This is a genomic window from Tepidimonas sp. HKU78, assembly GCF_049860815.1.
Classification (GTDB): Bacteria; Pseudomonadota; Gammaproteobacteria; order Burkholderiales; family Burkholderiaceae_C; genus Tepidimonas.
The window spans coordinates 1,857,574-1,884,121 of sequence record NZ_CP187547.1 but is presented as its reverse complement, the minus strand read 5'-3'; the positions used below and the strand labels follow the sequence as shown (position 1 = coordinate 1,884,121).

Annotated in this window: 27 protein-coding genes and 1 pseudogene; 10 read left to right on the top strand and 18 right to left on the bottom strand. The window is 67.7% G+C overall.

The genetic code is table 11. The features are described 5' to 3' along the window. Positions 1-9: 9 nt before the first annotated feature. From ACPYIS_RS09445 to uvrC, 5 genes are all read right to left on the bottom strand, one after another. Positions 10-303 (bottom strand): HU family DNA-binding protein, encoded by a 294-nt coding sequence (locus tag ACPYIS_RS09445; protein WP_299019956.1) that lies wholly within the window; start codon positions 301-303, stop codon positions 10-12. A 68-nt stretch (positions 304-371) separates the two neighbouring features. Continuing rightward, a complete protein-coding gene (locus ACPYIS_RS09440; protein WP_299019953.1) occupies positions 372-1,472 on the bottom strand; it encodes a tartrate dehydrogenase in 1,101 nt (366 codons plus the stop codon). A gap of 27 nt (positions 1,473-1,499) precedes the next feature. Beyond that, on the bottom strand, positions 1,500-2,390 hold the full coding sequence (locus ACPYIS_RS09435) for a DMT family transporter (RefSeq protein WP_424859454.1): 891 nt from the start codon (positions 2,388-2,390) through the stop codon (positions 1,500-1,502). 21 nt (positions 2,391-2,411) lie between these two features. Next, the gene (pgsA, locus tag ACPYIS_RS09430; RefSeq protein WP_299019932.1) at positions 2,412-2,978 is read right to left on the bottom strand and encodes a CDP-diacylglycerol--glycerol-3-phosphate 3-phosphatidyltransferase; all 567 of its coding nucleotides are present in this window, start codon (positions 2,976-2,978) and stop codon (positions 2,412-2,414) included. 19 nt (positions 2,979-2,997) lie between these two features. After that, on the bottom strand, positions 2,998-4,980 hold the full coding sequence (uvrC, locus tag ACPYIS_RS09425; RefSeq protein WP_424859455.1) for an excinuclease ABC subunit UvrC: 1,983 nt from the start codon (positions 4,978-4,980) through the stop codon (positions 2,998-3,000). Between uvrC and earP the strand changes: the two genes are divergently transcribed. From earP to ACPYIS_RS09410, 3 genes are read left to right on the top strand one after another with little or no spacing between them, the layout of a single operon-like run. Next, positions 4,979-6,151 (top strand): elongation factor P maturation arginine rhamnosyltransferase EarP, encoded by a 1,173-nt coding sequence (gene earP / locus ACPYIS_RS09420; protein ID WP_424859456.1) that lies wholly within the window; start codon positions 4,979-4,981, stop codon positions 6,149-6,151. The two genes, uvrC and earP, sit on opposite strands and share 2 nt — an antisense overlap. A gap of 39 nt (positions 6,152-6,190) precedes the next feature. Further along, positions 6,191-6,745 (top strand): elongation factor P, encoded by a 555-nt coding sequence (efp, locus tag ACPYIS_RS09415; protein ID WP_299019511.1) that lies wholly within the window; start codon positions 6,191-6,193, stop codon positions 6,743-6,745. Further along, a complete protein-coding gene (locus tag ACPYIS_RS09410; RefSeq protein ID WP_424859457.1) occupies positions 6,745-7,644 on the top strand; it encodes a TIGR00730 family Rossman fold protein in 900 nt (299 codons plus the stop codon). The genes efp and ACPYIS_RS09410 overlap by 1 nt, the downstream gene beginning before the upstream one ends. Here ACPYIS_RS09410 and ACPYIS_RS09405 read toward each other — a convergent pair. The 10 genes from ACPYIS_RS09405 to ACPYIS_RS09360 all read right to left on the bottom strand — a co-directional run bounded on the left by ACPYIS_RS09405 (position 7,641) and on the right by ACPYIS_RS09360 (position 17,072). Beyond that, positions 7,641-7,985 (bottom strand): Na+/H+ antiporter subunit G, encoded by a 345-nt coding sequence (locus ACPYIS_RS09405; RefSeq protein WP_299019515.1) that lies wholly within the window; start codon positions 7,983-7,985, stop codon positions 7,641-7,643. The genes ACPYIS_RS09410 and ACPYIS_RS09405 overlap by 4 nt on opposite strands. Before the next feature lie 11 nt (positions 7,986-7,996). Further along, positions 7,997-8,278 (bottom strand): K+/H+ antiporter subunit F, encoded by a 282-nt coding sequence (locus ACPYIS_RS09400; protein ID WP_299019516.1) that lies wholly within the window; start codon positions 8,276-8,278, stop codon positions 7,997-7,999. Beyond that, a complete protein-coding gene (locus ACPYIS_RS09395; protein ID WP_424859458.1) occupies positions 8,275-8,856 on the bottom strand; it encodes a Na+/H+ antiporter subunit E in 582 nt (193 codons plus the stop codon). The genes ACPYIS_RS09400 and ACPYIS_RS09395 overlap by 4 nt, the downstream gene beginning before the upstream one ends. Then, positions 8,853-10,517, bottom strand: a complete 1,665-nt coding sequence (locus ACPYIS_RS09390) for a monovalent cation/H+ antiporter subunit D (protein WP_299019518.1) — start codon at positions 10,515-10,517, stop codon at positions 8,853-8,855. Before ACPYIS_RS09390 ends, ACPYIS_RS09395 begins: the two co-directional genes overlap by 4 nt. Continuing rightward, positions 10,517-10,882, bottom strand: coding sequence for a Na+/H+ antiporter subunit C (locus ACPYIS_RS09385; RefSeq protein ID WP_424860205.1), 366 nt, complete (start codon positions 10,880-10,882; stop codon positions 10,517-10,519). Before ACPYIS_RS09385 ends, ACPYIS_RS09390 begins: the two co-directional genes overlap by 1 nt. A 2-nt stretch (positions 10,883-10,884) precedes the next feature. Then, on the bottom strand, positions 10,885-13,722 hold the full coding sequence (locus ACPYIS_RS09380) for a monovalent cation/H+ antiporter subunit A (RefSeq protein WP_299019519.1): 2,838 nt from the start codon (positions 13,720-13,722) through the stop codon (positions 10,885-10,887). A gap of 104 nt (positions 13,723-13,826) precedes the next feature. Further along, the gene (locus ACPYIS_RS09375) at positions 13,827-14,843 is read right to left on the bottom strand and encodes a 2-hydroxyacid dehydrogenase (RefSeq protein WP_299019520.1); all 1,017 of its coding nucleotides are present in this window, start codon (positions 14,841-14,843) and stop codon (positions 13,827-13,829) included. Positions 14,844-14,848: 5 nt separating this feature from the next. Then, positions 14,849-15,646, bottom strand: a complete 798-nt coding sequence (locus tag ACPYIS_RS09370) for a nitroreductase (RefSeq protein WP_424859459.1) — start codon at positions 15,644-15,646, stop codon at positions 14,849-14,851. Then, entirely contained in the window at positions 15,643-16,059 is a 417-nt protein-coding gene (locus ACPYIS_RS09365) for an acyl-CoA thioesterase (RefSeq protein ID WP_299019522.1), read from the bottom strand. Before ACPYIS_RS09365 ends, ACPYIS_RS09370 begins: the two co-directional genes overlap by 4 nt. 35 nt (positions 16,060-16,094) lie before the next feature. Then, complete coding sequence (locus ACPYIS_RS09360) at positions 16,095-17,072, bottom strand: histone deacetylase family protein (RefSeq protein ID WP_424859460.1); 978 nt, start codon at positions 17,070-17,072, stop codon at positions 16,095-16,097. A gap of 120 nt (positions 17,073-17,192) precedes the next feature. Between ACPYIS_RS09360 and ACPYIS_RS09355 the strand changes: the two genes are divergently transcribed. Together ACPYIS_RS09355 and phaP are read left to right on the top strand one after the other, a co-directional pair. Beyond that, on the top strand, positions 17,193-18,236 hold the full coding sequence (locus ACPYIS_RS09355; protein WP_299019528.1) for a DMT family transporter: 1,044 nt from the start codon (positions 17,193-17,195) through the stop codon (positions 18,234-18,236). A 95-nt stretch (positions 18,237-18,331) separates the two neighbouring features. After that, the gene (gene phaP / locus ACPYIS_RS09350) at positions 18,332-18,922 is read left to right on the top strand and encodes a TIGR01841 family phasin (RefSeq protein WP_424894584.1); all 591 of its coding nucleotides are present in this window, start codon (positions 18,332-18,334) and stop codon (positions 18,920-18,922) included. A 63-nt stretch (positions 18,923-18,985) separates the two neighbouring features. On the opposite strand, the gene ACPYIS_RS09345 is transcribed toward phaP, so the two are convergent. The 3 genes from ACPYIS_RS09345 to ACPYIS_RS09335 all read right to left on the bottom strand — a co-directional run bounded on the left by ACPYIS_RS09345 (position 18,986) and on the right by ACPYIS_RS09335 (position 20,748). Continuing rightward, positions 18,986-19,396, bottom strand: a complete 411-nt coding sequence (locus tag ACPYIS_RS09345; protein WP_299019525.1) for a HepT-like ribonuclease domain-containing protein — start codon at positions 19,394-19,396, stop codon at positions 18,986-18,988. Beyond that, positions 19,393-19,683: a nucleotidyltransferase family protein gene (locus ACPYIS_RS09340; RefSeq protein ID WP_299019526.1), complete on the bottom strand. Its 291-nt coding sequence runs from the start codon at positions 19,681-19,683 to the stop codon at positions 19,393-19,395. Before ACPYIS_RS09340 ends, ACPYIS_RS09345 begins: the two co-directional genes overlap by 4 nt. Positions 19,684-19,815: 132 nt before the next feature. Beyond that, a complete protein-coding gene (locus ACPYIS_RS09335) occupies positions 19,816-20,748 on the bottom strand; it encodes a patatin-like phospholipase family protein (protein ID WP_424859462.1) in 933 nt (310 codons plus the stop codon). A gap of 141 nt (positions 20,749-20,889) precedes the next feature. On the opposite strand from ACPYIS_RS09335, the gene ACPYIS_RS09330 reads away from it, so the two are divergent. The 5 genes and pseudogenes from ACPYIS_RS09330 to ACPYIS_RS09310 all read left to right on the top strand — a co-directional run. Then, positions 20,890-21,969, top strand: coding sequence for an extracellular solute-binding protein (locus ACPYIS_RS09330; RefSeq protein WP_424894583.1), 1,080 nt, complete (start codon positions 20,890-20,892; stop codon positions 21,967-21,969). Between the two features lie 150 nt (positions 21,970-22,119). Then, the gene (locus ACPYIS_RS09325; RefSeq protein WP_424894582.1) at positions 22,120-22,878 is read left to right on the top strand and encodes a 3-hydroxyacyl-CoA dehydrogenase; all 759 of its coding nucleotides are present in this window, start codon (positions 22,120-22,122) and stop codon (positions 22,876-22,878) included. 72 nt (positions 22,879-22,950) lie between these two features. Then, the gene (locus tag ACPYIS_RS09320; protein ID WP_424859465.1) at positions 22,951-24,525 is read left to right on the top strand and encodes a diguanylate cyclase; all 1,575 of its coding nucleotides are present in this window, start codon (positions 22,951-22,953) and stop codon (positions 24,523-24,525) included. Between the two features lie 61 nt (positions 24,526-24,586). Then, a complete protein-coding gene (locus ACPYIS_RS09315) occupies positions 24,587-25,573 on the top strand; it encodes an ABC transporter substrate-binding protein (protein ID WP_424859466.1) in 987 nt (328 codons plus the stop codon). Beyond that, positions 25,570-26,430 (top strand): annotated as a pseudogene (locus ACPYIS_RS09310) (phosphate/phosphite/phosphonate ABC transporter substrate-binding protein); the annotation flags it as partial. The gene ACPYIS_RS09315 and the pseudogene ACPYIS_RS09310, both read left to right, overlap by 4 nt. Positions 26,431-26,548 lie beyond the last annotated feature (118 nt).

Sequence of the window (26,548 nt, the reverse complement as noted above, 5' to 3'; positions counted from 1 at the left end):
CGGCAGCAGTCATCCGTTCACGGCGTCCTTGAGCGCCTTGCCCGGACGGAATTTCGGCATTTTAGCCGCAGCGATCTCGACCGTCTCGCCCGTCTTCGGATTGCGCCCCTTGCGCGCAGCGCGTTCGTCCACCACGAACGAGCCAAATCCAACCAGGGTCACGTCGCCGCCCTGGGCCAGCGCCGTCGTGACGGCAGAGGTGAAGGCATCCAACGCCCGCGCGGCTTGCTGGCGCGTCAGGTCAGCTTTTTCGGCGATGTGGTCGATCAGTTGTGCTTTGTTCATGCGGGGTTGCTCCTGCAGACGGCGCGGACCGTGGCGCCGCAAAAAGCCGCGTATTCTACCCACGGCACGCGCATCGAGCGCACGCATCAAACGCCACTGCGCAATGCCTCCTCGATGGCCCGCCCGACATCCTGCGTGCGGGCGCTGCCACCGATGTCCGGGGTGCGCGGCCCACCGCTGCCCGGGTCGAGCACCGCCTCGATGGCGCGCACGATGGCATCGTGTGCGTCGCGGTAGCCCAGAAAATCCAGCATCAGCGCGCCGGACCAAATCTGGCCGATCGGGTTGGCGATGCCGCGGCCCGCGATGTCGGGTGCCGAGCCGTGCACGGGCTCGAACAGCGAGGGGAAGCGCCGCTCGGGGTTCAGGTTGGCCGACGGGGCAATGCCGATGGTGCCGGTACACGCCGGCCCCAAATCGCTGAGGATGTCGCCGAACAGGTTGCTCGCCACCACCACGTCGAAATGCTCAGGCCGCTGCACGAAGTGCGCCGTCAGGATGTCGATGTGAAACTGATCGACCGTCACGTCCGGGTACTCCGCCGCGATCGCGCGTACCCGCTCGTCCCAGTACGGCATGGTGATGGCGATGCCGTTGGACTTGGTGGCGCTGGTCAGGCGTTTGCGCGGGCGGCGGCGCGCTTGCTCGAACGCGTAGCGCAGCACACGGTCGACGCCGTGGCGGGTCATGACCGTCTCTTGCAACACGATCTCACGTTCGGTGCCCTCGAACATGCGCCCACCAATGCTGGAGTATTCGCCCTCGGTGTTTTCGCGCACGATCAACATGTCGATCTCACCCGGCGCGCGCGCACTGCCGTCGCGCCGCACCAGGGGTGACCGTATGCCCGGCATCAGCCGCGCTGGGCGCAGGTTGACGTACTGGTCGAAGGTGCGCCGAAACTGCAGCAGCGAGCCCCATAGCGATACGTGGTCCGGGATCTTTTCGGGCCAGCCGACGGCGCCGAAGAAGATCGCGTCGTGTCCGCCGATGCGCTCCTGCCAATCGTTGGGCAGCATCTGTCCGTGGCGCTCGTAGTAGGGCCAACAGGCAAAGTCGAAGTGATCGAACACCAGCGCGATGCCGAAGCGCTCGGCCGCGGCCTGCAGCACGCGCAGCCCTTCGGGCATGACTTCGACGCCAATGCCGTCTCCGGCGATGACGGCGATGCGATGGGGTGCAGACATGGGCATGGGCCCCTCCAGATCGAACGCTCAGGATCCCCGGCTGGCGCGCACCACCAGTGCGACGCCGGCAGCGGTCAGCGCCGTGCCGATCAGCGTGGTCAGCGTGACCGGCTCACCAAACAACAGCCAGGCCAAAGCCGCAGTGCACGGTGGCACCAGGTACATCAAGCTGGAGACGGACGCCGCCGCGCCGCGCTGGATCAGCAGGTACAGCAGCGAGCTGCCCCCCAACGTCAGCCCCAGCACCGACCACGCCATGGCACCGACAGACTCGGCATTCCAGCGCATCGGCTCGGCCTCGGCCCACGCCAGCGGCAGCGTGACCAGCAGTGCCGCCGCCAGCTGCACCGTATTGGCGGTGCGCACGTCGCAGGGCGCCAAAAAGCGCTTTTGATACAACGTGCCGCTGGTGATCGCGAGCAACGCGCCAATGGCGTACGCCAGATTTTCCGCGTTGGCGGTATCACCGGGCGACCCAGCCCCCAGCTTGTGCCACACCACCAGCACCAGCCCCACGAAGCCCAGCGTCAGTCCCAACCAGTGCCGCCCCGAGACGCGCCCGCCGGTGCCGGCCAACCACAACGCCGTCAGCACCGGCTGCAGACCCACGATCAGAGCCGATAGACCCGCCCCCATGCCCGCCTTGACCGCCGCCCATACGCCGCCCAAATAGCCCGCGTGCATCAGCACCCCAGTCACGGCCAGATGCCCCCACTGGACCAAGCCGCGCGGCCACGCCACCCGCGCCAGCGCGATCCAGACGCCAAAACATGCGATCGACAAGGCATACCGCCAGGCCAGAAACGTCATTGGCGGCGCATGCGGCATGCCGTAGCGCGCCACGATGAAGCCCGTGCTCCAAATGAGCACGAACACCGCCGGCATGGCGCGGATCCAGGGGGAGTCGGCGGCGGTCATGGTCAGCCGGGGCGCGGGGCTTCAGCGGGTACGGGCCCGGATCTCGGGAATGGCTTTGCTCAGGTAGTACACCATCGACCATACGGTCAGCACGGCCGCGGCCCAGATCAGCACCGTCCCCCACCAGCGCGTGTCCACCCCCAGCACCACGCCGTCATAGAGCAGAAACGGGATGGCCACCATCTGCGTGGCCGTCTTGGCCTTGCCCACCATGTGCACCGCCACGCTGCGCACCGCGCCGATTTGCGCCATCCATTCGCGCAGGGCCGAGATGGCGATTTCGCGCCCGATGATGATGAGCGCCACGAACACGTGCACGCGCCCCAGATGCACCAGCTCGAGCACACAGGCACAGACCAAAAACTTGTCCGCCACCGGGTCCAGAAAGGCGCCGAACGCCGACGTTTGGTTGAGCCGCCGCGCCAAGTAACCGTCGGCCCAGTCGGTCAGGGCAAACACGATGAACAGCCCCGTGGCCAGCAGGTTCTGCGTCACGGGCAACAGCCCCGGCCAGTGAAACACCGCCACGATGAGCGGAATGGCCGCGATGCGCGCCCAGGTCAGCAGGGTGGGCAGGTTGAAAAACATGGACTCGGATTATGCGGGTTTATCCGTGCAGTGCGCGGTAGATGGTCTGCGCCAGCTCCAGCGAAATGCCTTCGACGCTGGCCAGGTCCTCGACACTGGCCGCGGCCACCCCGCGCACGCCGCCAAAGCGCGCCAGCAGCCGCGCGCGCCGCTTGGGGCCGACGCCCGGAATATCCTCCAGCCGGCTGCCGCCGGTGCGCGTGCGGGCCCGGCGCGCGCGCATACCGGTGATCGCGAACCGGTGCGCTTCGTCCCGAATCTGGGCCACCAGCATCAGTGCCGCCGAATCGGGGGGGAGCGTGATTTTGTCGCGCCCATCGGCGAAAACGAGTTCCTCCCGCCCCACCTTGCGTCCCTCGCCCTTTTCCACGCCAACCAGGCGCGCCGGGTCCAGCCCCAGCGCCACGAACACCTCGCGCGCCACGCCCACCTGGCCCACGCCCCCATCGATGAGCACGATATCGGGCAGCCGCGCCTCGCCGCGCACGCGCGCTGGCTCGGCGCCCAATGCGCCATCGCCGCCGGTATCCGCCAACGCGGCGGCCAACTTGCCGTAGCGGCGCTGCAGCACCTGGCGCATGGCCGCGTAGTCGTCACCCGGGGTGATGCCCTCGATCGCGTAGCGCCGGTACTGCGCGGGCTGCATCTGATGCCCCTCGAACACCACGCACGACGCCATGGTCGCCTCGCCCGCGGTGTGCGAGATGTCGAAGCACTCGATGCGCAGCGCGGCCAGCGCTTCGGGCGGGTCGGTGGGCAGCCCCAGCGCCTCGGCCAGCGCACGCGTGCGCGCCTGCTGCGACCCCTCCTCGGCCAGCAGCCGGGCCAATTGCAAGTCGGCGTTTTGCTGCGCCATCTCCAGCCACTGCCGGCGCTGCTCGCGCGGGTGCCACACCCCGCGCACGCGCACGCCGCTTTGCTCCGACAGCGCGGCCAGCAGCGCCTCGTCCACCGGCGCACCCAACACCAGCACGGGGGGAGGCGGCACCTGTGTGTAGTGCTGGGCGATGAAGGCTTCCAGCACCCGCTGCTCCACCGATGCGCACTGCTCCGGGTCGGCCAGCGCCGCGCCATCCTCCACGTGGGTGGGAAACGACGGCCGATCGCCCAAGTGGCGGCCGCCGCGTACCATGGCCAGGTTGACGCAGGCGCGCCCGCCCTGCACCCGCACCGCCAGGATGTCCACATCCTGGTCGTCGTAACTTTCCATCGCCTGCTGGTGCAGCACCCGCGACAGCGCCGTGATCTGGTTGCGCACCTCGGCCGCCTGCTCGAATGCCAGCCGCTCGGCGTGCGCGAACATGCGCGCCTCCAACTCGGCCAGCACCGCCTGACTCTCACCGTTGAGGAAGGCGCTGGCCGCGCGCACGTCGGCGGCGTACTCGGCCGGACTGATCAAACCCACGCACGGGCCGCTGCAGCGTTTGATCTGGTACAGCAGGCACGGCCGTGTGCGGTGCGCAAACACCGTGTCCTCACAAGTGCGCAGCCGAAAGACCTTCTGCAGCAGCGCGATGGTTTCCTTCACCGCCCAAGCGCTCGGGTAGGGGCCGAAGTACTGGTGCCGTCGATCCACCGCCCCCCGGTAGTACGACATGCGCGGATAATGGTCAGGGTTGGGCACTCCCGGCACTCGTCCCGCCTGCGGCGCCTCCGGCACCCAGGTGCTCGCGCTCAGCCGCAGATAGGGGTAGCTCTTGTCGTCGCGAAACAGAATGTTGTAGCGCGGCTGCTGCGTCTTGATGAGGTTGTTTTCCAGCAGCAGCGCCTCGGCCTCGGAGCGCACCACCGTGGTCTCCAGACGCGCGATCTGGCTGACCATATGCCCGATGCGGGTGCCGTCGTGCGTTTTCTGAAAATAACTGCTGACCCGCTTTTTCAGGTCCCGCGCCTTGCCCACGTACAGTAGGTTTCCCGCCGCGTCGTAGTAGCGGTAAACCCCAGGCAGCGACGGCAACGCCGCCACTGCCCGCAACAATGCATCCGAATGCTGCCCTGACATGTCCGATCTCGATGCTGACACCGCCGCCGATTGTGCGCTCACCTGGGACGTGTTTTGCCACGTCATCGACAACTGGGGCGACGTCGGCGTGTGCTGGCGCCTGTGCCGCCAACTCGCCGCTGCGGGCCAGCGCGTGCGCCTGTGGATCGACGACGCCTGCGCCCTGGACTGGATGGCACCCGGCGCGCGCACGGGTGGCGTGGCGGGCGTGACCGTGCACGAATGGCCGGCGGCGCACACCGCGAGCCAACCACCCGCCGCACCACCGGGCGTACCGCCAGGCGACGTGCTGATCGAGGCCTTTGGCTGCCACGTACCCGACGAATGGGTCGCGGCCCTGCTGCCCCCGCTGGCCCGCGATGGCCAACCCAGCGTCTGGCTCAACCTGGAATACTTGAGCGCCGAGCCGTGGGTCGCGCGCAGCCATGGACTGCCCTCGCCCGTTTGTCATGGCTTGCTGGCGGGCCGAACCAAGTGGTTTTTCTTCCCCGGTTTCACACCCGTCACGGGCGGGCTGCTGCGCGAGGCCGACCTGATGGCGCGCCAACGGGCGTTCGACGCGGCGGCCTGGCGCGCCCACACCTGCCGCCAGAGCAGCGCCCCCTGCGGGCCGTGGGTCAGCTTGTTTTGCTACGAGCCAGCCGCCCTGCCGCGGCTGGTGGCACAGCCAGCGCTGACACACGCACAGTGGCTGGTGGCCGCGGGCCGCAGCGCCGCGGCGTGGCAGGCGTTGGCCCCTGCGCTGCCTGCGGGGGCGCGAATGCGCGTGCTGGAGAGCGTGCCACAACCGGCGTTCGATGAGCGCCTGTGGGCCTGCGACCTGAATTTGGTGCGCGGTGAAGATTCGCTCGTGCGGGCGCTGTGGGCGGGCCAGCCCTTTTTGTGGCAACTCTACCCCCAGGACGACGGCGCCCACCACGCCAAGCTGGACGCTTTTCTGGACTGGCTGGACGCGCCCGACGACTGGCGCGCCTGGATGCGCGTGTGGAACGGCGTGCCCGGCGTTGAACCGCCGCCGTTGACCACCGGCACCCTGCGGCGCTGGCGCGACGCGGTGCACACCGCCCGCACGCGCTTGCTGGCTCAAGACGACTTGTTGACCCGGCTGCTGGCCTTCGTGCGGGCCAAGCGCAAAACGGGCGGCGCCCCAACCGTCACCTCGGCGGGGTAAAATGTTCGGTTTGTTCGACGAACTCCCGCCAAAGCTACCATGAAACTCGCTCAAGAAATCCGCGCCGGCAACGTCATCATGCACGGCAAGGACCCGATGATCGTCCTCAAGACCGAATACCAGCGCGGCGGCCGCGGTGCCGCCACCGTGCGCATGAAGCTCAAGGCGCTGCTCAACAACAGCGGCACCGAAGTCGTCTTCAAGGCCGACGACAAGATCGACAACATCATCCTCGACAAGAAGGAATGCACCTACTCCTACTTCGCCGACCCGATGTACGTCTGGATGGACAGCGAGTACAACCAGTACGAAGTCGAGGCCGAGAACATGGGCGACGCCCTCAACTACCTCGAAGACGGCATGACCGCCGAGGTCGTGTTCTACGAGGGCAAGGCCATCTCGATCGAGCTGCCCACTTCCGTCGTGCGCGAGGTCACCTGGACCGAGCCGGCCGTCAAGGGCGACACCTCAGGCAAGGTGCTCAAGCCGGCCAAGATTGCCACCGGTTTCGAGGTCATGGTGCCGATCTTCGTCGAGCAGGGCGACAAAATCGAAATCGATACCCGCACCGGCGAATACCGCAAGCGCGTCTGATGGTGCACGACCCCGAGCACGACCTGCAGACGCAGCGGCTGGCCGACGCGGCCGTCGAGATGCACCTGCTGTCCGACGAGGGCAGCCGACCCGCACCCGACGCCTATCGGCTGGCCTTTGTCGACCCCGAATTCCTGCTACGACGCGAAACGCGCGGCATCCGCTTTCAGCTCGAGCTGCTCAAGCCCGACCTCGCGCAGACCGAGGCGGGCATCGACAACACCATCGTCGTCTTCGGCAGCGCCCGCTTTCGCGAGCCGGCCCAGGCCGAGGCCATGTGGGCCGAGGCACAAGCCAGCGGCGATGCGGTGGCCGTGCGAAGGGCGGCGGCGATTCGCCGTAACGCGCGCTACTACGACGAAGCCCGGCGCTTCGCGCAATTGGTGGCTGCCTATAGCCAGTCTTGCCCCGACGCCGCGAAGCTCTATATCGTGACCGGTGGCGGCCCTGGCATCATGGAAGCGGCCAACCGCGGCGCGCACGACCTGGGCGCACCCAACGTGGGACTGAACATCCTGCTACCGCACGAGCAGGAGCCCAACCCCTACATCAGCCCGCACCTGCGCTTCAAGTTTCACTACTTCGCGCTGCGCAAGATGCATTTCATGATGCGCGCCAAGGCGCTGGTCGCCTTCCCCGGCGGCTTTGGCACCCTGGACGAACTGTTCGAGGTGCTCACGCTCGTGCAGACGCACAAGGCCAAGCCGGTGCCGGTCTTCCTGTACGGCAGCGATTACTGGAAGCGGGTGATCGACTTCGAGGTGATGGTCGACGAGGGCGTCATCTCGCCCGAGGACCTCGAGCTCTTTACTTACGTGGACACCCCGGAAGCGGCGTGGAACGGCATCCGTGCCTTCTACGACCTGCCCACCGCCTGCGTACCTGACGCCAGCGCTTAGCGCTCGTGACGGCGCTCGGGCACCGCGTCGCGCGGCACCGGCGCGCGCGACGCCAGCCGCAAGTGCAGTGCGGCCTGCGCCATCAGATTGGCCGACACGGGCGCGGTCACAAACACGAACAGCGTGATCAACAGCTCGGCGATGCCGGGCCGCCCATGCACCAGCGAAACCAGCATCGACGCCAGCAGCACGCCCCCCACGCCCAGGGTCGAGGCCTTGGTCGGGGCGTGCAGCCGCATGTAAAAGTCGGGAAAGCGCACCAGTCCAATCGAGCCCACGAGCAAAAAGAACGAGGCCACCAGGATCAGCACCCCAGCTAGGTGTTCCAGCCAAACGGTCATGTCGCTCCCCTTCACTCGATCACGTCACCACGGGTCACGTAGCGCGCCAGCGCCACCGTGGAGACGAAGCCCATCATCGCGACGATCAACGCCGCCTCGAACAGCAGCGGCGTGTCGTAGCGCATCCCCAGCAGGATGACCAGCGCCACCATCCCCATGTACAGCGTGTCGAGCGCCAGGATGCGATCGAGCCGCTCGGGCCCACGCAGCAGACGCCAGCCACACAGCAGCACCGAGACCGCCACCGTCACCGCGCCCACGTCCAGCGCCCATGCCAACAGCGCACTGCTCATCCCCGACCTCCTCGTCCCGATGCACCATGCGCATCGTCATCGACCCCGAATATCCGCAGCAGGGGCGCCTCGTAGCGCGCCTTCATGTCCGCCACCATCGCGGCGGCATGGTCGCAGTTGAGTGCGTGCACGCGGATCTCGCCCCGCTCCTCGTCGACCACCGCCGATACGGTGCCCGGCGTCATCGTGATGATGCTGGCAAACAAAGCGTTCACGCTCGGGTGGGTGCTGGCCAGTGGCACGCGCAGCCACGCTGGCTGCACGCGCTGCAGGGGGCCCAGCGTCAACCGGGCCACCGTCACATTGGCCACCACGATGTCCCACAACACCACGAAGAACAATCGCACGGCGCCGGGCCAGTGGATGCAACTGGCCGCACCCAAAAACGGGGCCAACAGTCGCGGCAGCCCCCAACCCAGCAGCACCGCCGTCAATAGGTGCACGAGCGCCACGCTGTGCGACAACGCCAGCCAGGTCGCCGCCAGCAACAGCGACAGCACGGGATGGGGAAACCAGACGCGCCAGCGGGGCGTCCCGTCGGCGGGGTGGAAAGGCGCGCGCGGGGTCGGCGTGGTCATGGGCGGTCCTCCTGCGCGGCACCGGTCGGCGCCGCGTCGTTCGGCAGCACGCGGCGGCCGTCGTACGGCCGCGTCGTCGGCACGTCCGCGCCACCTTGGCGCTGCAGCACGGTGGCCGCGTAATGATCCTTGTCGGTCAACTGCTGGGCCAGCGCATCGGTATAGGCCTTGATGGGACTTGCCGCGAGTGCCATCGCCACCGTCAGCCCCATGAAAATCCACGGTGCAGCCAGCAACCGCGCGCTACTGCCCGCCGCAGTGACGCTGCCGTCATCGGGCTGCACGTGCCAGAACATCACCACCCCTGCCCGCGCCAAGCCCAGCAGGGTCATAAACCCCACGCCCAGCACCACGGCCCACACCCACGGCTGCACGGGCAAATCCGCCGTGCTCTGCAGCAGCATCAGCTTGCCCAAAAAACCGGGCAGCGGCGGCAGACCGGCCGCCGACGCAGCACCAAACAGCATCATCACTCCCAGCAGCACGGGCTCGCGCACGGCAGGGGCGGGCTGCAGGCGGTCGTGCATCGTCCCGCGCTGGGCGGCCACCAGCTCGGTGAACAAGAACAAACCCGCGATCACCACAGTGCTGTGCAGCGTGTAGTACAGCGCCGCGGACAGCGTGGCCGGCGTAAACAGCGCCACCCCGGTGAGGATCGTGCCCACGGAAGACACGGTCAGGTACGCCACCATGCGTGCCAGGGTGTGCGCCGCCAACGCCCCCAGCACGCCCAGCACACTGGTCAGCAGCGCCGCCGGCAACAGCCACGACTGCGCCGTCAACGACGCCGCCCCGGCGTCGACCCCGAAAATCACCCAGTGCACGCGCACGATGCTGTACACCCCGACCTTGGTCATGAGGGCAAACAGCGCCGCCACCGGCGCGCTGGCCGCGGCGTAGGTGCCCGGCAACCAAAAGTACAGCGGCACGAGCGCGGCCTTGAGCCCGAACACCACCAGCAGAATCAGCGCTGCCGACTGTGCCAGCCGCAGCGCATCGCCCTCCAGGCGCGCGACCTGCAGCGCCGCATCGGCCATGTTGAGCGTGCCGGTGACCGAGTAAAACATCGCCAACCCAATGAGGAACAGCGCCGATGCCGTCAGGTTGAGCACCACGTAGTGCACGCCCATGCGCAGGCGCTCGCGCCCCAGGCCGTGCAGCATCAGCACGTAGGACGCGATCAGCAGCACCTCGAAAAAGACGAACAAGTTGAACAAGTCGCCGGTCAGGAAGGCGCCGTTGAGCCCCATGAGCTGGAAGTGAAACACCGCGTGGAAATGTCGCCCGCGCACGTCCCAGCCGCCGCAGGCATACCACAGCACGGGCACGGCCACCGCTTGCGTCAGCAGCACCATCAGGGCCGACAGTCGATCCAACACCAGCACGATGCCGAACGGCGCGGGCCACTCGCCCAGCTCGTAGACCATCAGCTCGCCGCTGGCCGCGCGCGCCACCAGCCCCACGGCCATGGCCAGGCCCAACGCGGCCGACGCCAGGCTGAGCGCGCGCCGCCAGCGCACGCGCGCGCCGCCGTGCGGTCCACCTTGGGCCGACAGGCCATCGTGGTCGCCCAGCAACAACAAGGCCACCGCCGTCAACGACGGCAGCAGCACCGACAGCACGGGCGCATGCGTCCCCCAGAATGCCAGCAGGGCCTGCATCAACCCGCCCCCCCATCACGGCCCGCCGCGCCACCGCGGCCGCCCGGCTCGGCGCCATCGACGTGATCGCTGCGCGCCTCGTGCGCGCTGCGCAGGGCCAGCTCGACGACGAACCCCGTGGTGGCAAAGCCGATCACGATCGCCGTCAACACCAGAGCCTGCGGCAGCGGATCGGCCACTGGCTCGTTGCCGATCAGGATGGGATGGGCATCGGTCCACAGCCGCCCCATGACGAAAATGAAGACGTTGACCGCGTAGCCGAGCAGCGACAGGCCCAGCACGACGGGGAAGGTGCGCCCGCGCAACAGCAGGTACACGCCACACGCGGTCACCATGCCAATGCCGGTGGCGACGAGAAATTCCATGCTCATGAGCGTTGCTCCTGGTGTCCGTCGGCCGACTGGGGCCCGTCGACGCTCGCCGCCCCGAGGACGGAGATCGTCAACAACGTGGCGCCCACCACGGTCGCATACACCCCCAGGTCGAACAGCGCGGCTGATGCCAGCGGCAGCTCACCCAGCAGCGGAACATAGGGGTGCCCATGCGCACTGGTCAGGAATGGCCGACCAAAAACGAAGGCCCCCGCCCCCGTCAACCCCGCGATGGCAAGCCCCGATCCGATCCAGCGCACGTAACGCCGTCCGCCCTGGGCACGCAACAGCGCTTCGGCGGGACCTTGCCCCATCGCCATGTATTGCAGCACGATGGCCACCGCCGTCACCAGGCCCGCGATGAAGCCCCCGCCCGGCATGTTGTGGCCACGCATGAAGATGTAGAGCGCCACCACCAAGGCCACCGGCAACACCACCGACGCCGCCACCCGCAACAGCAAGGGATGCTGCGCAAACGTCCAGCGCCGCCCCTGTTCGTCGACCGGCGGGCGGTGCACGCGCATGCCCTCCATCAGTGCCAGCACGCCGATGGCCGCGATGGCCAGCACGGTGATCTCGCCAAAGGTGTCGTAGCCGCGGAAATCGACCAGGATCACGTTGACCACGTTGCTGCCACCGCCCTTGGGCAGCGACTGCTCCAAAAAGTACCAGGCGATGGAGGCGTGATCGCGCGTGAGCATCACCCAGGCGATCCAGGCGATACCAGCGCCCGCAGCCAGCGCCAGTGCCGCGTCGCGCAGCCGGCGGTTGGCCGACGACTCGCGCGGCGTGTACTGGGGCAGCAGCGCCAGCCCAATGAGCAACAGCACGGTCGACACCAGCTCCACCGACAGCTGCGTCAACGCCAGATCGGGCGCCGACAGGCTGACGAAGGTCAGCGACGTCACCAACCCCACGACCCCCACCAGCACCACGGCCAGGAAGCGCTGGTGGTGGGTCAGCACCAAGGCGATACATGTCGCCGCGAGCAACAGCCACACCACCACGGCCAGCACGTTGGCATCCAACGGCGTGCGCCCACCCGTGCCGATGGGCTGCCCCACCAATGGCGCGGCCGCCACCACGATGGCCGCCCCCAACAACCACACCAGGTAGCGCTGCAGCGAGCCGTTTTCCAGCGCCACCGTCAGGCGTCCAGCGACACCGAACAGCGCGTCCACGGCCGACTCGAACAGCGCACGCCCCGTCCAGCGGCCAAACCAGTCTTCCGACACGATGCGGTGCAGGCGCCGCCCCCGCACCAGCGCCGCGTACAGCGCCACCCCACCGACGAGCGCCAGCGCGCTCATCAGCAGCGGTACATTGAACCCGTGCCACAAAGACAGGTGATACGCTGGCAACGCGCCCCCCACCATGGCGCGGGCGGCGACATCGACGAGCGGCCCGGCCACCAGCGCCGGCAGCACCCCCACCAGCAGGCACAGCAGCACCAGCAGCGCCACGGGCAGCTTCATGCCCAGCGGCGGCTCGTGCGGGTGGGCGTTGGGCACTTCGCCCAGCGGGCCGTTGAAGAAGGTATCGTGCACCAGCCGCAGCGAATACGCCACGCTGAACGCCCCGGCCAGCGTCACCACCACGGGCAGCAGCGCGCCCCACGGCGATGTCGCCGCCGTCACGGCCTCGGCAAAAAACATTTCTTTCGACAAAAAGCCATTCGTCAGCGGCACCCCCGCCATGGCGGCGGCGGCCACCAGCGCCAGCGCCCCCGTCCACGGCATGAAGGCCCACAGGCCCCCGAGCTGACGCATATCGCGCGAGTGCGTCTCGTGGTCCACGATGCCCGCCACCATGAACAGCGAGGCTTTGAACGTTGCATGGTTGAGCACGTGAAACACCGCCGCCACCGCCGCCAGCGGCGAGCCCAGCCCCACCAGACACGTCACCAGCCCCAGGTGGCTGACCGTCGAATACGCCAGCAGCCCCTTGAGATCATGCTTGAACAGGGCGATGAAGGCCGCAAACAGCAGCGTCACCGCCCCCACCGTGGTCACGATCGCCTCGAACCAGCCCGACCCCGCCAGCACCGGGTGCAGCCGCATCAGCAAAAAAACGCCTGCCTTGACCATGGTGGCCGAGTGCAGGTACGCCGACACCGGTGTGGGCGCCGCCATCGCGTCGGGCAGCCAGAAGTGGAACGGAAACTGCGCGCTCTTGGTGAACGCGCCCAGCAAAATCAACAGCAGCGCCGGCAGGAACAGTGGATCGGCCTGGATCTCCGCCGCGCGCCCCGTCATCTCGCTGATCTCGAAGGTGCCCGCGATCAGCCCAAGCAGCACAAAGCCACCCAGCATCGCCAGCCCACCGCCACCCGTGACGGCCAGCGCCTGGCGCGCACCGCTGCGCGCATCGGGCCGATGGCTCCAGTAGCCCACCAGCAAAAAGGACGACACACTGGTCAGCTCCCAGAACACGACCAGCACCAGCAGGTTGTCCGACAGCACCACGCCCAGCATGGCGGCCATGAACAGCATCAGCAGCGCGTAGAACTTGGCCGCCGAGTCCTGTGGCGACAGGTAGTAACTGGCGTACAGGATGATCAGCAGGCCGATGGCCGTGATCAGCCCGGCGAACATCAACGACAGCCCGTCCAGCCGCAGGCTCAGGTGCAGGCCGATCTCGGGCACCCAAGGGAAAAATGCCCGCTCCCCCACCCCGCTCCAGGCGGCCGGGGCCTGCAGCAGCAGCAACACCAGACTGCCGACGGTGACGGCGGCGGCGGCCAGCGCCGCGGCACGACGCGAGCGCCCGCCGAGCACCCCCGTCAGCGCAGTCCCCAACAGCAGGGGCAAAAAAACGATCAACAGCAGAGTCATCGCATGGACTCAAGGCACGGGCGGGCACCCCCGAAGGGCGACCACCGCAGGATGAATGACGCCCCGGATTGTAGGCAAGTGCGCCAGCCCCCCGGCACGCCAGGTCACGCGCGCGGCGCGGGCGGCTGGTTCACCGGCGTCAGCGCCCGCCCTTCTGTCAGATACGCAATCAGATTGTCCACCGCCAGATCGACCATGGCGCGTCGCGTGCGCAGCGTGGCGCTGGCGATGTGGGGCGTGAGCACCACGTTGGGCACCGAAAGCAACCCCGGGTGCACCGTCGGCTCGCCCTCGAACACGTCCAGCCCCGCGGCGGCGATGCGGCGCTCGCGCAGCGCCTCGGCCAGCGCCGCATCATCCACGATGCCGCCGCGCGCCAGGTTGACCAGCACGGCGCTGGGCTTCATGCGCGCCAGCTCCGCCGCACCGATGGTGTGGTGACTCTGCGGTGTATAGGGCAGCACCAGCACCAAGTGGTCCGACTCGCGCAGCAGCGTGTCCTTGTCCACCCAGGTGGCGCGGCACGCCCCCTCCACCGCTGCATCCAGCCGGTGCCGGTTGTGGTAGAGCACGCGCATGCCAAAGCCGTGCGCGCCCCGGCGCGCGATCGCCTGCCCGATGCGGCCCATGCCCAAAATGCCTAGCGTCGTGCCGTGTACCTCGGCGCCGACGAAAAAATCGTATGACCAGCGCGTCCACTGCCCGGCGCGCAAAAAGCGCTCGCTCTCGGTAACGCGCCGCGCCGCGGCCAGCAGCAGCGCAAAGCCAAAGTCGGCCGTGGTCTCGGTCAGCACGCCTGGCGTGTTGGTGCCCACCACACCGTGCGCATCCATCGCCTCGACGTCGAAGTTGTTATAGCCCACCGTCATGTTGGCCGCGATGCGCAGCGCGGGGCAGGCGCGCAGCAGCGCGTCATCGACGCGCTGGGTGCCCGTCAGCAGCACACCGGCCTTGCCCTGCAGGCGACGGATCAACGCCTCGCGCGGCCACTCTTCGTCCGTGGGGTTGTCCTCGACGTCGAAGTGCTGGCGCAGGCGCTCGACGGCCTCGGGAAAGACCGCCCGCGCCACCAATACTGCGGGTCGGCCGCCGCTTGCCGATGCGCACGGATGTCCGTCCATCGCACTTACTCCACCCAGGTCACGAAGCGCTCGATCGGCTCGCGCGGGGTGACAAACCGGTTGACCAGCGCGTCCGGGTCGGCATAGCCGAGCGACATCCCGCACACCAGCATCTCGTGCTCGCTGGCGCCGATGTGCGGCAGGATGATGCGGGCATAGGCATTCCAGGCCGCCTGCGGGCAGGTATCCAGCCCGTGCGCGCGCGCGGCGATCATCAGGTTTTGCAAAAACATGCCCGTGTCCACGAGCGAGCCGCGTCCCATCACGGTGTCGATCGTCACCATCAGCCCCACCGGCGCGTCGAAGAAGCGAAAGTTGCGCTGGTGCTGCGCGTGCATCTTGTCCTTGTCGCCCTTGCCGATGCCCAGCAGCCCGTACAGCCCCCAGCCGTTTTCGCGGCGGCGGTCGATGTAGGGGCTAACCCACTGGCTGGGGTAGTAGTCATAGGCCTCCTGATAGTCGGCCGCCAGCGCCGGGTTGGCACGGATCGCATCGTGCGCGGCGCACACCTGCTCGACCAGCGTGTCGCGCGCACGGCCCTGCAGCACATAGACCTTCCACGGCTGGGTGTTGGTGCCCGATGGCGCGCGCGCCGCCACTTGCAGCAGCCGCTCGATCAGCGGCCGCGGCACCGGCCGCGGCAAAAAGGCGCGCACCGAACGCCGCCCGACGATGGCCGCCTCCACCTGCGCGGGGTCGATGGCGCGCGCCGCCGCACGCAGCGGATCGAGCTCCAGCCGCGGCAGCGCGATTTCTGGTTCGCCTTGGGCGACCCCCGACGCAGCGGGTACTGAAGCGTTCATTGCAATTCCTCCAAAACGCGACGCAGCGCGGCGGGCAGCGCCGGCACTGGACGCCGGCTGACGCGATCCACGTACACGTGCACGAAGTGCCCCCGCGCGGCGCAGGTGTCGGCGCCCGTGGCAAAGATGCCGACCTCGTAACGCACACTGGATCGGCCGATGTGCGCCACGCGCAGCCCCGCCTCCACGGGCTGCGGAAACGCCAGCGACGCAAAGTAGTGACACTGCGTCTCGACCACCAGCCCGATCACGTCCCCCACATGGATGTCTAGCGCCCCGCGGCCGATCAAGTAACCGTTGACCGCCGTGTCGAACCAACTGTAGTACACCACGTTGTTGACGTGGCCGTAAATGTCGTTGTCCGCCCAGCGCGTGCCAATGGGCACCCAGGCGCGGTAATGGGATCGGGGCAAAGGCTGGGGCCGTTCAGTGGCAGTGCTGCCATGCGTCACGGGGAATACTCCTGTTGTCGACGGGTCTCGCCCGATTCTGCCATCGCCCGCCAGCGCCGCCAGTACGCGAGTGCGACACGGTAGGTGTTGCACTGCACGCGCACCGTGGTGGCGATGTCGTGCCCGTAGCCGCCCGCCATGACCATCGCCAGCGGCAATCGGCGCTGCCACGCCCACTCGAACACGCGCCGGTCGCGCGCCTCCATACCGTCGTCGGTCAGCTTCAGGCGGCCCAGCCGATCGCCCTCGTGCGGATCGGCCCCCGCCAGGTACAACACCGCGTCTGCGGCGAAGCGCCGCTCCAGCTCGCCCAGTGCCCACTCCAGCGCTTCCAAATACTCGGCATCGCCGCAGCCGTCGGGCAGTTCGACATCACAGTCACTGGGCTCCTTGCGAAACGGAAAATTGCGCGCCCCGTGCAGCGACAGCGTGAAGACCGACGGGTCGTCGCGGAAGATGCGCGCCGTGCCGTTGCCCTGATGCACATCCAGGTCGATGATGGCCACACGCAGCGGCCGCGCACGCTGGGCTGCGCCCCGCCGCGCCCACTCCGCCTGCAACAGGCGGGCCGCCACCGCCACGTCGTTGAAGACGCAAAACCCACTGCCCTTGTCTGGATAGGCATGGTGGGTGCCGCCCGCGATATTGGCCGCCACTCCCTCGCCCGCCAGCGCGACGCGAAACGCCTGCACCGTCGCCCCCACAGAACGGCGTGCGCGCTCGACCATCGCCGGGCTCCACGGAAATCCGATCTCGCGCTGCTGCGCCGCGCTCAGCGCGCCGTGCACGACGGCATCGACGTACGCAGGCGTGTGCGCCAGCGCCAGCTCGCCGTCACTGGCCGGCTCGGCCAGCCGCAGCCGGATGTCCGGCTCGCGGGCCAACACGTCGCGCAGCAGCGCGTACTTGGCCATCGGAAAGCGGTGACCCGCGGGCAGCGGCAACACGAACTGCGTGGCATAAAACACCTGCATGACGCCAAGTGTGCCAGGAAGATCCGCCGGCATCCGCCCGCGGGGAGATGGCTGCCAGTGCGCGCCCGGCGTGTGGAATACTCACGACAGCGTACCGTTGCGCAAACTCTCCCCAACCCCATGAAAGCCAGTATTTGGTTCGCGCTCGGCGCGGCAGTCCTGTTCGGTTTGAGCACGCCATTCGCCAAACTATTACTGGGGTCGGTGTCGCCAGTTTTGCTGGGTGGGCTGCTTTACCTGGGCAGCGGTATTGGCTTGATGGCCGCGCGGCTGTGGCGTGACCAAGGCTGGCATACCACCGGAATGCGACCGGACGATTGGCCGTGGCTGGCAGGCGCGATCTTGTTTGGAGGTGTGTTGGGTCCCGTAGCCCTGATGCTAGGCCTGCAGCACACAGCCGCGGCCACGGCCTCTTTGCTGCTCAATCTTGAAACGGTGCTCACTGCCGTTTTGGCCTGGGTGATCTTCAAGGAAAATGCCGATCGACGGGTGGTGGCGGGCATGATGGCCATCGTGGCAGGCGGCTTGATTCTGTCGTGGCCAGCCCAAGGGGCGGCAGAGACCGGAATGAACTGGAGCGCGGGGCTGATCGTGCTGGCCTGCCTGTGTTGGGCCATCGACAACAACCTCACGCGCAAGGTATCCGCATCCGATGCGTTGTTCATCGCGGGCAGCAAGGGGCTTGTGGCCGGTTGTGTGAACGTCACTGCGGCCATGGCCCTGGGTACGCTTTGGCCCACGCTACCCGGCGTGCTGGCTGCGATGGTGGTGGGGCTGTTGGGCTATGGCATCAGCCTGGTGTTGTTTGTGCTTGCGCTCAGAGGCCTGGGTACCGCCCGCGCCGGTGCGTATTTCTCCGTGGCACCGTTCATTGGCGCTTTGGTGTCATTGTGGTGGTTGGGCGAATCGGTTGGACCCGGGTTCTGGGTAGCGTGCGGGTTGATGGTTTTGGGCATCTGGCTGCACCTGACCGAGCGACACGAACACGAACACACACATGAGCCACTAGAACACAGCCATGCCCATGTCCACGACGAGCACCACCAGCATGAACATGCCTTTGCCTGGGATGGGCGAGAGCCCCATGTGCATGTGCATCGGCACCAGGCCATCACGCACCGACATCCGCATTTTCCGGACATTCATCATCGACACAAGCACTAGCCTCACACAGGGGGATTGCCAAGGTGCCTGCAATGCGTGATAATCAACGCATGCTGCAGCGCAGCAAAAGCAGTCACCCACTTTCGGAGGAAACCATGCTGACCCCAGAACAACTGGCGGCCGCCCACAAGGCCAACATCGACATGCTCTTCGGGCTGACCCGCAAGGCGTTCGAGGGGGTCGAAAAGCTGGTCGAACTCAACCTGCAAGCCACCCGTGCCGCGCTGCGCGACTCCGCCGATCAGACGCAGGCCCTGCTGTCGGCCAAAGATGCACAAGAACTGCTGCAGCGCCAGGCCGCGCTACTGCAGCCGTTGGCCGAAAAAGCCATCGCCTACAGCCGCCAGCTGTATGACATCGCCGCCAGCACCAGCAGTGCCTTCACCGAACTGGCCGAGCACAACGCCGCCGACGTGCAGCACAAGGCGCAGGCGGTGATGGACAACATCGCCAAGAATGCCCCGGCTGGCACCGAAGCCGCCGTCGAGGCCATGCGCAACGCGGTCAACGCCGCCACCTCGGCCATGGAAACCATCCAGCAAGCCGTGCGGCAGGCCAACGAGCTGGCGGCCCAGCAGTTTCACCAGGCCGCCGAGCAGGCCCAGCAACACCTGCACGCGAACACCACGGCGGCCGCCCCCGCCAAGGCACCGGCGCGCCCGCGCCGCAGCAGCAGCGCGGGCTGACGCCCGGGGCCATTGTCACGAGTTGTCTCCTCGGGTCTCTTCGAAATCGGATTCAGGGACCCTTCAAGCCCCGCCGCTGGCGGGGCTTTTTTTCGCCACGTCCGCAGCCGGCGGTGCCTGAGGGTGGTCCACCAGCGAGCGCACCCGTTCGTACAGCCCCGGCAGATCGCGGTGAATCGTCCTCCAGACGATTTCAAAGTCCACCTTGAAATAGCCGTGCGCAACGGCGTTGCGCATTTGGTAAGCAAACGACAACGGCAGCTCCGGGTGGGCAGCCGCAAATTCGGGATAGTATGTCAGGATCTTGTTGCTGGCCTCGCCGATGATCTCGACATTTCGAATCACCGCGTCTTGAACCAGATCATGGTTCAGAAATTCGGCCTCGTCGATGTCTCGGGTATAGCGGTCGATGCGCTCGATGGCCTGCGCGATGTGCCCTAGATAGTCCACCAGGCGTTGCCGATCGCGGTTCATACCGGGCGAGCCTGTGCCAGCACCGAAGCCCGGAAGTGGTCGGGCAGTGCGTTGGGCGTCAGCACATCGACAGGCACTCCCAGAAGCGTGCTGAGTTCGTGACGGATGGCTCCGATGTCGAAAAGGGTGGTCTCCGGCGTGGGATCAATCAGGATGTCCAAGTCGCTGCCGTCGGTGTCCTCGCCACGCAGGACGGAACCAAACACCCGAGCGTTGCAGGCGCGGTGCGACTCGACCACTTGCCGAATGGCCGCACGGTTCAAGACCAAGGCTTCCGAAGGCCTCATACGCTCGTCTCCACAATGAGCCCATGGTAGACCAACCTAGCAGGGAGCGCAACAACCGCGCCCGGATTGACGGCGAGATGACATCATGGGTGCCGCCGCAATGGCAGAAACGCCCGCGAAACGGGTGACGTTTTACGCCCGGCCCGAGGGCAGCGGCTGGCGCAGCGCGACGAGCCGCTCGCGCAGCGCGGGCAAGGCGGCCTGCATGGCCGCGCGTCCAGCCGCAATGCTGCGCTGGCGCGCCGCAAAGTCGGCACTGCCCACCCCGTCGAGTGCTGGGCGCACCACGACGTCGGCGCGCGCCAGCACATGCCGGTTGATGGTCTGCCCCATGATGGTGAAGGTTTGCAGCAGCACCCGCACCGGATCGGTCTGCACCAGCGGCTCGGCAGGGCTGGAGATGTCCACCGCCAACACCAGCTCGGCGCCCATCTCGCGCGCCTGCTCCACCGGTACCGGCGCCACCAGGCCGCCATCGACATAGGTGCGACCAGCGATGGCCACAGGCGAAAACACCCCCGGCACCGCACTCGAGGCGCGCACCGCCAAGCCCGTGTCGCCGCGCCGAAACAGCACCGGGTGGCCCGTCGCTAGGTCGGTGGCCAAAATGCCCAGCGGCAGCGGCATCGCCTCGATCAGCCGCCCCTGCACCATGCGGTTGACGTAGCGCGCCAGCGCCTCGCCGCGCAGCAGCCCGCGGTTGAAAATCGGCACTGTCCAATCGGCGATGGTCGCCTCCTCCATCTCCAGCGCTGCACGCTCCAGCGCCGCACCGCCCAAGCCATGCGCATACAGCGCCGCCACTAGGCTGCCCGCCGACGTGCCCACCACCAAGTCGGGGCGGATGCCCTCGCGCTCGAGCACCTGGATCACCCCCACGTGGGCAAACCCCCGTGCCGCGCCCCCGCCCAGCGCCAACCCGATGCGCGGCGGCCGCAGGGGCGGCTCGAGCGGTGGCGCCGGAACAGCAGGTGGCGACGGAGGGGGCGGTGTTGCGCAGCCGCCTAACATCCAGGCCGCCAGTGCCGCAGCGCTCCCTGCCAGCCACTGCCGCCGAGATGGCATCGGTAAAAAAGTTTGCTTTTCTCTCTCCATAACGATAATGATTCTTGTTTGTGGTATTATCCCTCTCGTCATCGCACCGGCTGCATCGATCGCCGTGGCCGATGCACTGTCAGACCCTCATCGCCACAAGGAGCTCTACCCATGTCGAACCGTCCTTCACCGCTGCGTCGCCGCTTCGTACAAGGCACGCTGGCCGCCCTGACACTGGCCACCCCGCTGCTCATGCCCGTGATCGCCGCGGCGCAGGACAAGGTGCTGCACCTGTACTCGGCGCGCCACTACCCCGGTGACGAAGTCATCTACGACACCTTCACCCGCACCACGGGCATCGCCATCAAGCGTGTCGACAGCGACGACGCCGGCATTGTCGCGCGGCTGCGTGCTGAAGGCGCCGCCTCCCCTGCCGACGTGGTGCTGCTGGTCGATGCCGCGCGCATGGCCGCCGCCGACGCGCAGGGGCTGTTCCGCCCCATCCGGTCGGCCAAGCTCGACGCGGCCATCCCGCCCGAGCTGCGTGCCGCGCGCACACCCGAAGGCGTAACCTGGACCGGCTTTTCGACGCGGGCGCGCGTCATTGTCTACGACCCGCTGCGCGTCAAGGCCGAAGACGTCGCCACTTACGAGCAACTCGCCGACCCCAAGCTCAAAGGCCTGCTGTGCACACGCAGCGGCTCGCACCCGTACAACCTGTCGCTGTTTGCCACCGTCATCGAGCGCTTGGGGGATGAAAAAGGCCAAGCCTGGCTCAACGGGTTGGTCGCCAACATGGCGCGCCCGCCCAAAGGGGGCGACACCGACCAGATCCGCGCCGTGGCCAGCGGCGAGTGCGGTGTGGCGCTGACCAACAGCTATTATCTGGCGCGGCTGGTCAAATCCGACAAGCCCGAAGACCGCACGGTGATCGAGCGCGTGCGCGTGGTCTTCCCCAACCAGGCCACCACGGGCACGCACATCAATATCGCCGGCGCCGCCGTGGCGCGCCACACCAAGAACCTGGACGCCGCGGTGCAGTTCATGGAATTTTTGGCCAGCCCGTTTGCACAAGACTACTTCGCCAACGGCAACAACGAGTACCCGGCGGCGCGCGGCGTCAAGATCGACAACCCCGCGCTCAAGGCCATCGGCGGCGACGCTTTCAAGCGCGAGACCATTCCGCTCGCGGTCGTGGCCAAAAATCTGACCAAGGTGCAGCAAATGCTCGACCGCGCCGGCTACAAGTGATGCACGTGTGCCGCTCCCATACAGAGCGGCCGCGCACCGACTCCTGGTAGAGTGCACCCCATGGTGCTTGACGCGCCCACCGCTGGTGGGCGCTTTTTTCGCCTATGATTGACGTTTACGTCAACGTCAATTCAACACAGGAGATCGGCCATGGAAATCGCGGGCAAGGTATTTGTGGTCACGGGCGGCGCGTCGGGCCTGGGCGAAGGCACGGCACGCCGACTGGCAGCCGCCGGCGGCCGCGTCGTCATCGCCGACCTGCAAGACGAGCGCGGGCAGGCGGTGGCGCGCGAGATTGGCGGCAGCTATGTGCGTTGCGACGTCAGCCAAGAGGCCGACGCCCAAGCCGTCATCGACCAGGCGGTCGCACTGGGCAAGCTGGGCGGGCTCGTCAATTCCGCCGGCATCGCCCCGGCGGAAAAAACGGTCGGTAAAAACGGCCCGCACCCGCTGGCGCTGTTCAACAAGGTCATCCAGGTCAACCTGGTGGGCACGTTCAACATGATCCGGCTTGCCGCGCACGCCATGAGTGCCAACGAACCCGAGCCCACCGGTGAGCGCGGTGTCATCGTCTCCACCGCGTCGGTGGCCGCGTTCGAAGGGCAAATCGGCCAAGCGGCCTATGCCGCGTCCAAGGGTGGTGTGGTCGGCATGACGCTGCCGATTGCGCGCGACCTCGCCAAACTCGGCATCCGCCACATGACGATCGCACCGGGCATCTTTGGTACACCGATGCTGTTTGGCATGCCGCAAGCAGTGCAAGACGCGCTGGCGGCCATGGTGCCCTTCCCGTCACGCTTGGGGCGTCCCGACGATTACGCCAAGCTGGTGCAGCACATCATCGAAAACGATATGCTCAATGGCGAGGTGATCCGCCTCGACGGCGCGATTCGCTTGCAGCCGCGCTAAAGGAGAGGCCCTCGTCCCCGGGGAGCGCTACACTGGCGGCTGTCCGCGCGTCTACACGGCTGACCCGCAACCATGGCCACCCCGACTCCACAAGAAATCGCCCGCGAGGCCGTCAAGCTACTGGCGGCGCGTCGGCTGCCGCCCACGCCCGACAATTTTCAGAGCGCCTACCATGAGGTCGCGGGCACCCGGCCGCTGCAGCCGTTTCCGCTGCTGCAATTGCGCCAGATCGGCCAAGCGTTGCCGGAGCGCACCCCGGCTCAAGTGCGCTTCAAGGCGCTGTTCAACAAGGCCGTCTCGCGCCACAGTTGGGAAGACCTGGAAAAACTGCTGACGCAGCACCTGGCCAGCGCGGCGGCTGCCCCACCACCCGTCGGTAGCACCCGCGAGGAACGCGATAACGCCCCACCCGCTGCGCCCACCGCGCCAGCCGCTTCGGCAGACGCTGCGCCGCCCATCGCGCCCGAGATCGCCGAGCAGACGGCGCGCATCATCGACATCGCCCAGCCGCTGGTGGCGGCTGACGACGCCCGGCTGCAGCAACTGGGCAGCGAACTGGTGCAGTACCTGCGCCTGCCCGATCACCACACACCGACCCTGCGGCGCCTGCTGGCCGATTACGCATGGCGACTGTCGTTTGGGGTTGAAGAGCAATTGGGCGTACGCGAGGGGCTGTTGGCGCTGCTGCGCCAAGTGCTCGAACAGCTCGATGCGCTCAGCCCCGACAACCCATGGCTACGCCAGCAGTTGCAAGCGCTGGTGCAAGCCGTGCAGCCGCCGCTGTCGCAACGCCGGCTGGAGGACCTGCACAGCCGGCTCAAGGACATCGCCGCCAAGCAAGTGCAGGCGCGTGAGCAGACGCTGCAAGCCCAGGAGCTGATGCGCCAGACGCTGGCCACCTTTCTGGAGCGGCTGGCGCAGACGGCCGACGCCACCAGCCAGTACCACAGCAAATTCGAAGCCTGCGCGCAGCGCCTGGAGCAAGCGACCAGCCTGGCCGACATGGCGCCGGTGGTGCAAGAAGCCATCCAGACCGCGCGCGCCTTCGCCACCGACACCCAGCGCGTGGCCGACGAGCTGATCGACTTGCGCGACCGCGCCAACCGCGCCGAAGCCGAAGTCCAACGGCTGCAGCGGGAGCTGGATCAGATGGCCGAGCTCGTCACGCACGACCTGCTGACTGGCGTACTCAACCGCAAGGGGCTGGAATCCGCCATCGACCGCGAAAGCCGGCGTGCCGAGCGCCAGGGAACGCACTTGTGCCTGGCGTTGCTGGACGTCGACAACTTCAAACGCCTCAATGACACCCTGGGCCATCTGGCCGGTGACGCGGCGCTCAAGCACCTGGCCGACGTCAGCCGCCGCAGCCTGCGGCCGCAAGACACCATCGGGCGCTACGGCGGCGAGGAGTTCATCATCATCCTGCCCGACACCGAGCCGACCGAGGCGGCCGAGGTCGTGCGCCGCCTGCAGCGTGACCTGAGCACGCACCTGTTTTTGCAAGGCGAGCAGCACGTGCTCATTACCTTCAGCGCTGGCGTGACCGAGCTGCGCGCGGACGAACCCGTGGCCGATGCCATCGCCCGCGCCGATGCTGCCATGTACCGTGCCAAGCGCGCCGGTAAAAACCGGGTCGAGATTGGCTAACATTTCGGCTCATTCCGCAGCTCAGCGCGTCGGGTCGGCCCCCCAAACACTTTCTGCCATCATGATGAATCGTCGTGGGATACTGCGGGGCGCGCTGGCCAGTGCGGCCGTGCTGGCCGCTGGCGGCGGCACCGGGTGCGCGGCGCGTGAGCTGCTACGGGTGGCCTACCACCCTTGGCCCGGTTATGCGCCGCTGGAGCTGGCCCGCAGCCTGGATTGGTGGGAAGAGGCTGCCGTGCAGGCACTGCGCACCGGCGCGGCGTCGGCATCGCTGCAAGCGCTGCGTGAAGGGCGCGTCGCGGCGGCCGCGCTCACGCTCGACGAAGTGATCGGCGCCCGCCACCAAGGACTGCCGCTGCGGGTCATGGGGATACTCGACATCTCGCTGGGGGCCGACCAAGTGCTGGCCCGCCCCAGCCATGCCGACCCTGCGCAGTGGCGCGGCGCGCGCCTGGGACACGAAAACAACGCCGTGGGCGAACTGATGGCCGTGGCGTGGCTGCAGGCCGCGGGGCTGCAAGCCAGCGACGTGCAGATGGTGCACGTCCCGTTCGACCGGCACGAGGCCGCTTGGCACCAACACGAGGTCGACCTGCTCGTGACCTTCGAGCCCACCGCAGGCCGCCTGCGCCATCGCGGGGCCGTGCCCATCTTCGACAGTGCGCAACTGCCCGCGCCCTGGGCTATCGTGGACGTGCTGGCGGTCCATGCGCGTTTTGCCACGGGTCGGCACACCCCCCAGTGGCGCGCACTGCTGGCCAGCGTGTGGGCGGCCCAGCGGCACCTCAACGAACTGCCGGAGGACAGCCGCTACCGACTCGCGCCCTGGCTAGACGTGCCGCGCGACGAGGTCTTCGCGCTTTTTGCCGGCCTGCGACTGACCGGCTGGCGCGACAACCGCGACTGGCTGGTGGGCGATGAAGCGCGCCTGCCCGCCGTGGCCGACGCGCTGCGCGACCTGATGCGCCGCAATGGATTGCTGTCGGGCACCGAAGTCGACACCCCCCTGGTGTGGCCCGATACCATCGGAACCGAAGCCCCGACATGAGCCCCCTGCGCCCTCCCCCCAATGCGGGTAGCGCCGCCCTGACGCGGCGCAGCTGGCTGCTGGGCGGGCTGGCACTGGCCGCCAGTGCCGCGCGCGCGGCGCATCCCCCGCGCCAGACGGTACGGTTGGGGATTCTGATCTACCGCCCGCTGGACGTCGAACAGCGCACCTGGCGACCACTGCTGCAAGCCCTCGACGAGCGACTCGCTCCGCTGACCGTCGAGGCCCAACTGCTGCCGTACGACGAACTCGACACCCATATCTCGGCACGGCGCGTCGATCTCGTCATCACCAACCCGGCGCACGCGGTCATGTTGGCGGTGCGCGAGGGGGCCAGTACCCCCATGGCCACGCTGGTACGCCGCCGTCGCGGCATCGAGACGACCGCCTTTGGTGGGGTGGTGCTGGTGGCCAGCCACAGCCGGCTACAGCATTGACGCGATCTGCGCGGCCACCGCGTGGCGGCGGTGCACAAGGAATCGCTGGGCGGACTGCACCTGCAGCGCTTCGAACTGCACCGCCGTGGCGTGCGCGACAGCGAGATCGACTGGGTCTACACCGGCATGCCACACGACCGTGCCGTGCGCGCCGTCCTCGACGACCAAGCGGACGCCGCCTTCGTGCGTGACGGCGTGTGGGAAGCACTGCTGGCCAGCGGCGCCATCCCCCCGAACCGCCTGCGGGTGTTGCAACGGCAAGACCTGCCGGGCTACCCCGTGGCGGTGAGCACCCCGCTGTACCCCGAATGGGCGGTGCTGGCGCTGCCGCACGTGGACACCGAGTGGCGGGGTTTGATCACGCAAGCCCTGTTGGCCCTGCGCGGCGACGCCCGGCTGGCCGGCGGTGAGATCGCGGGCTTTACACCGGCGCTGACCTATGCCCCGATCGAGCGCCTGCTGCGCGAGCTGCGCGCCGAACCTTTCGGCACCCCGCGCTTGACGTGGCAAGAAAACCTGCGTCTCAACGCGCCGGGCT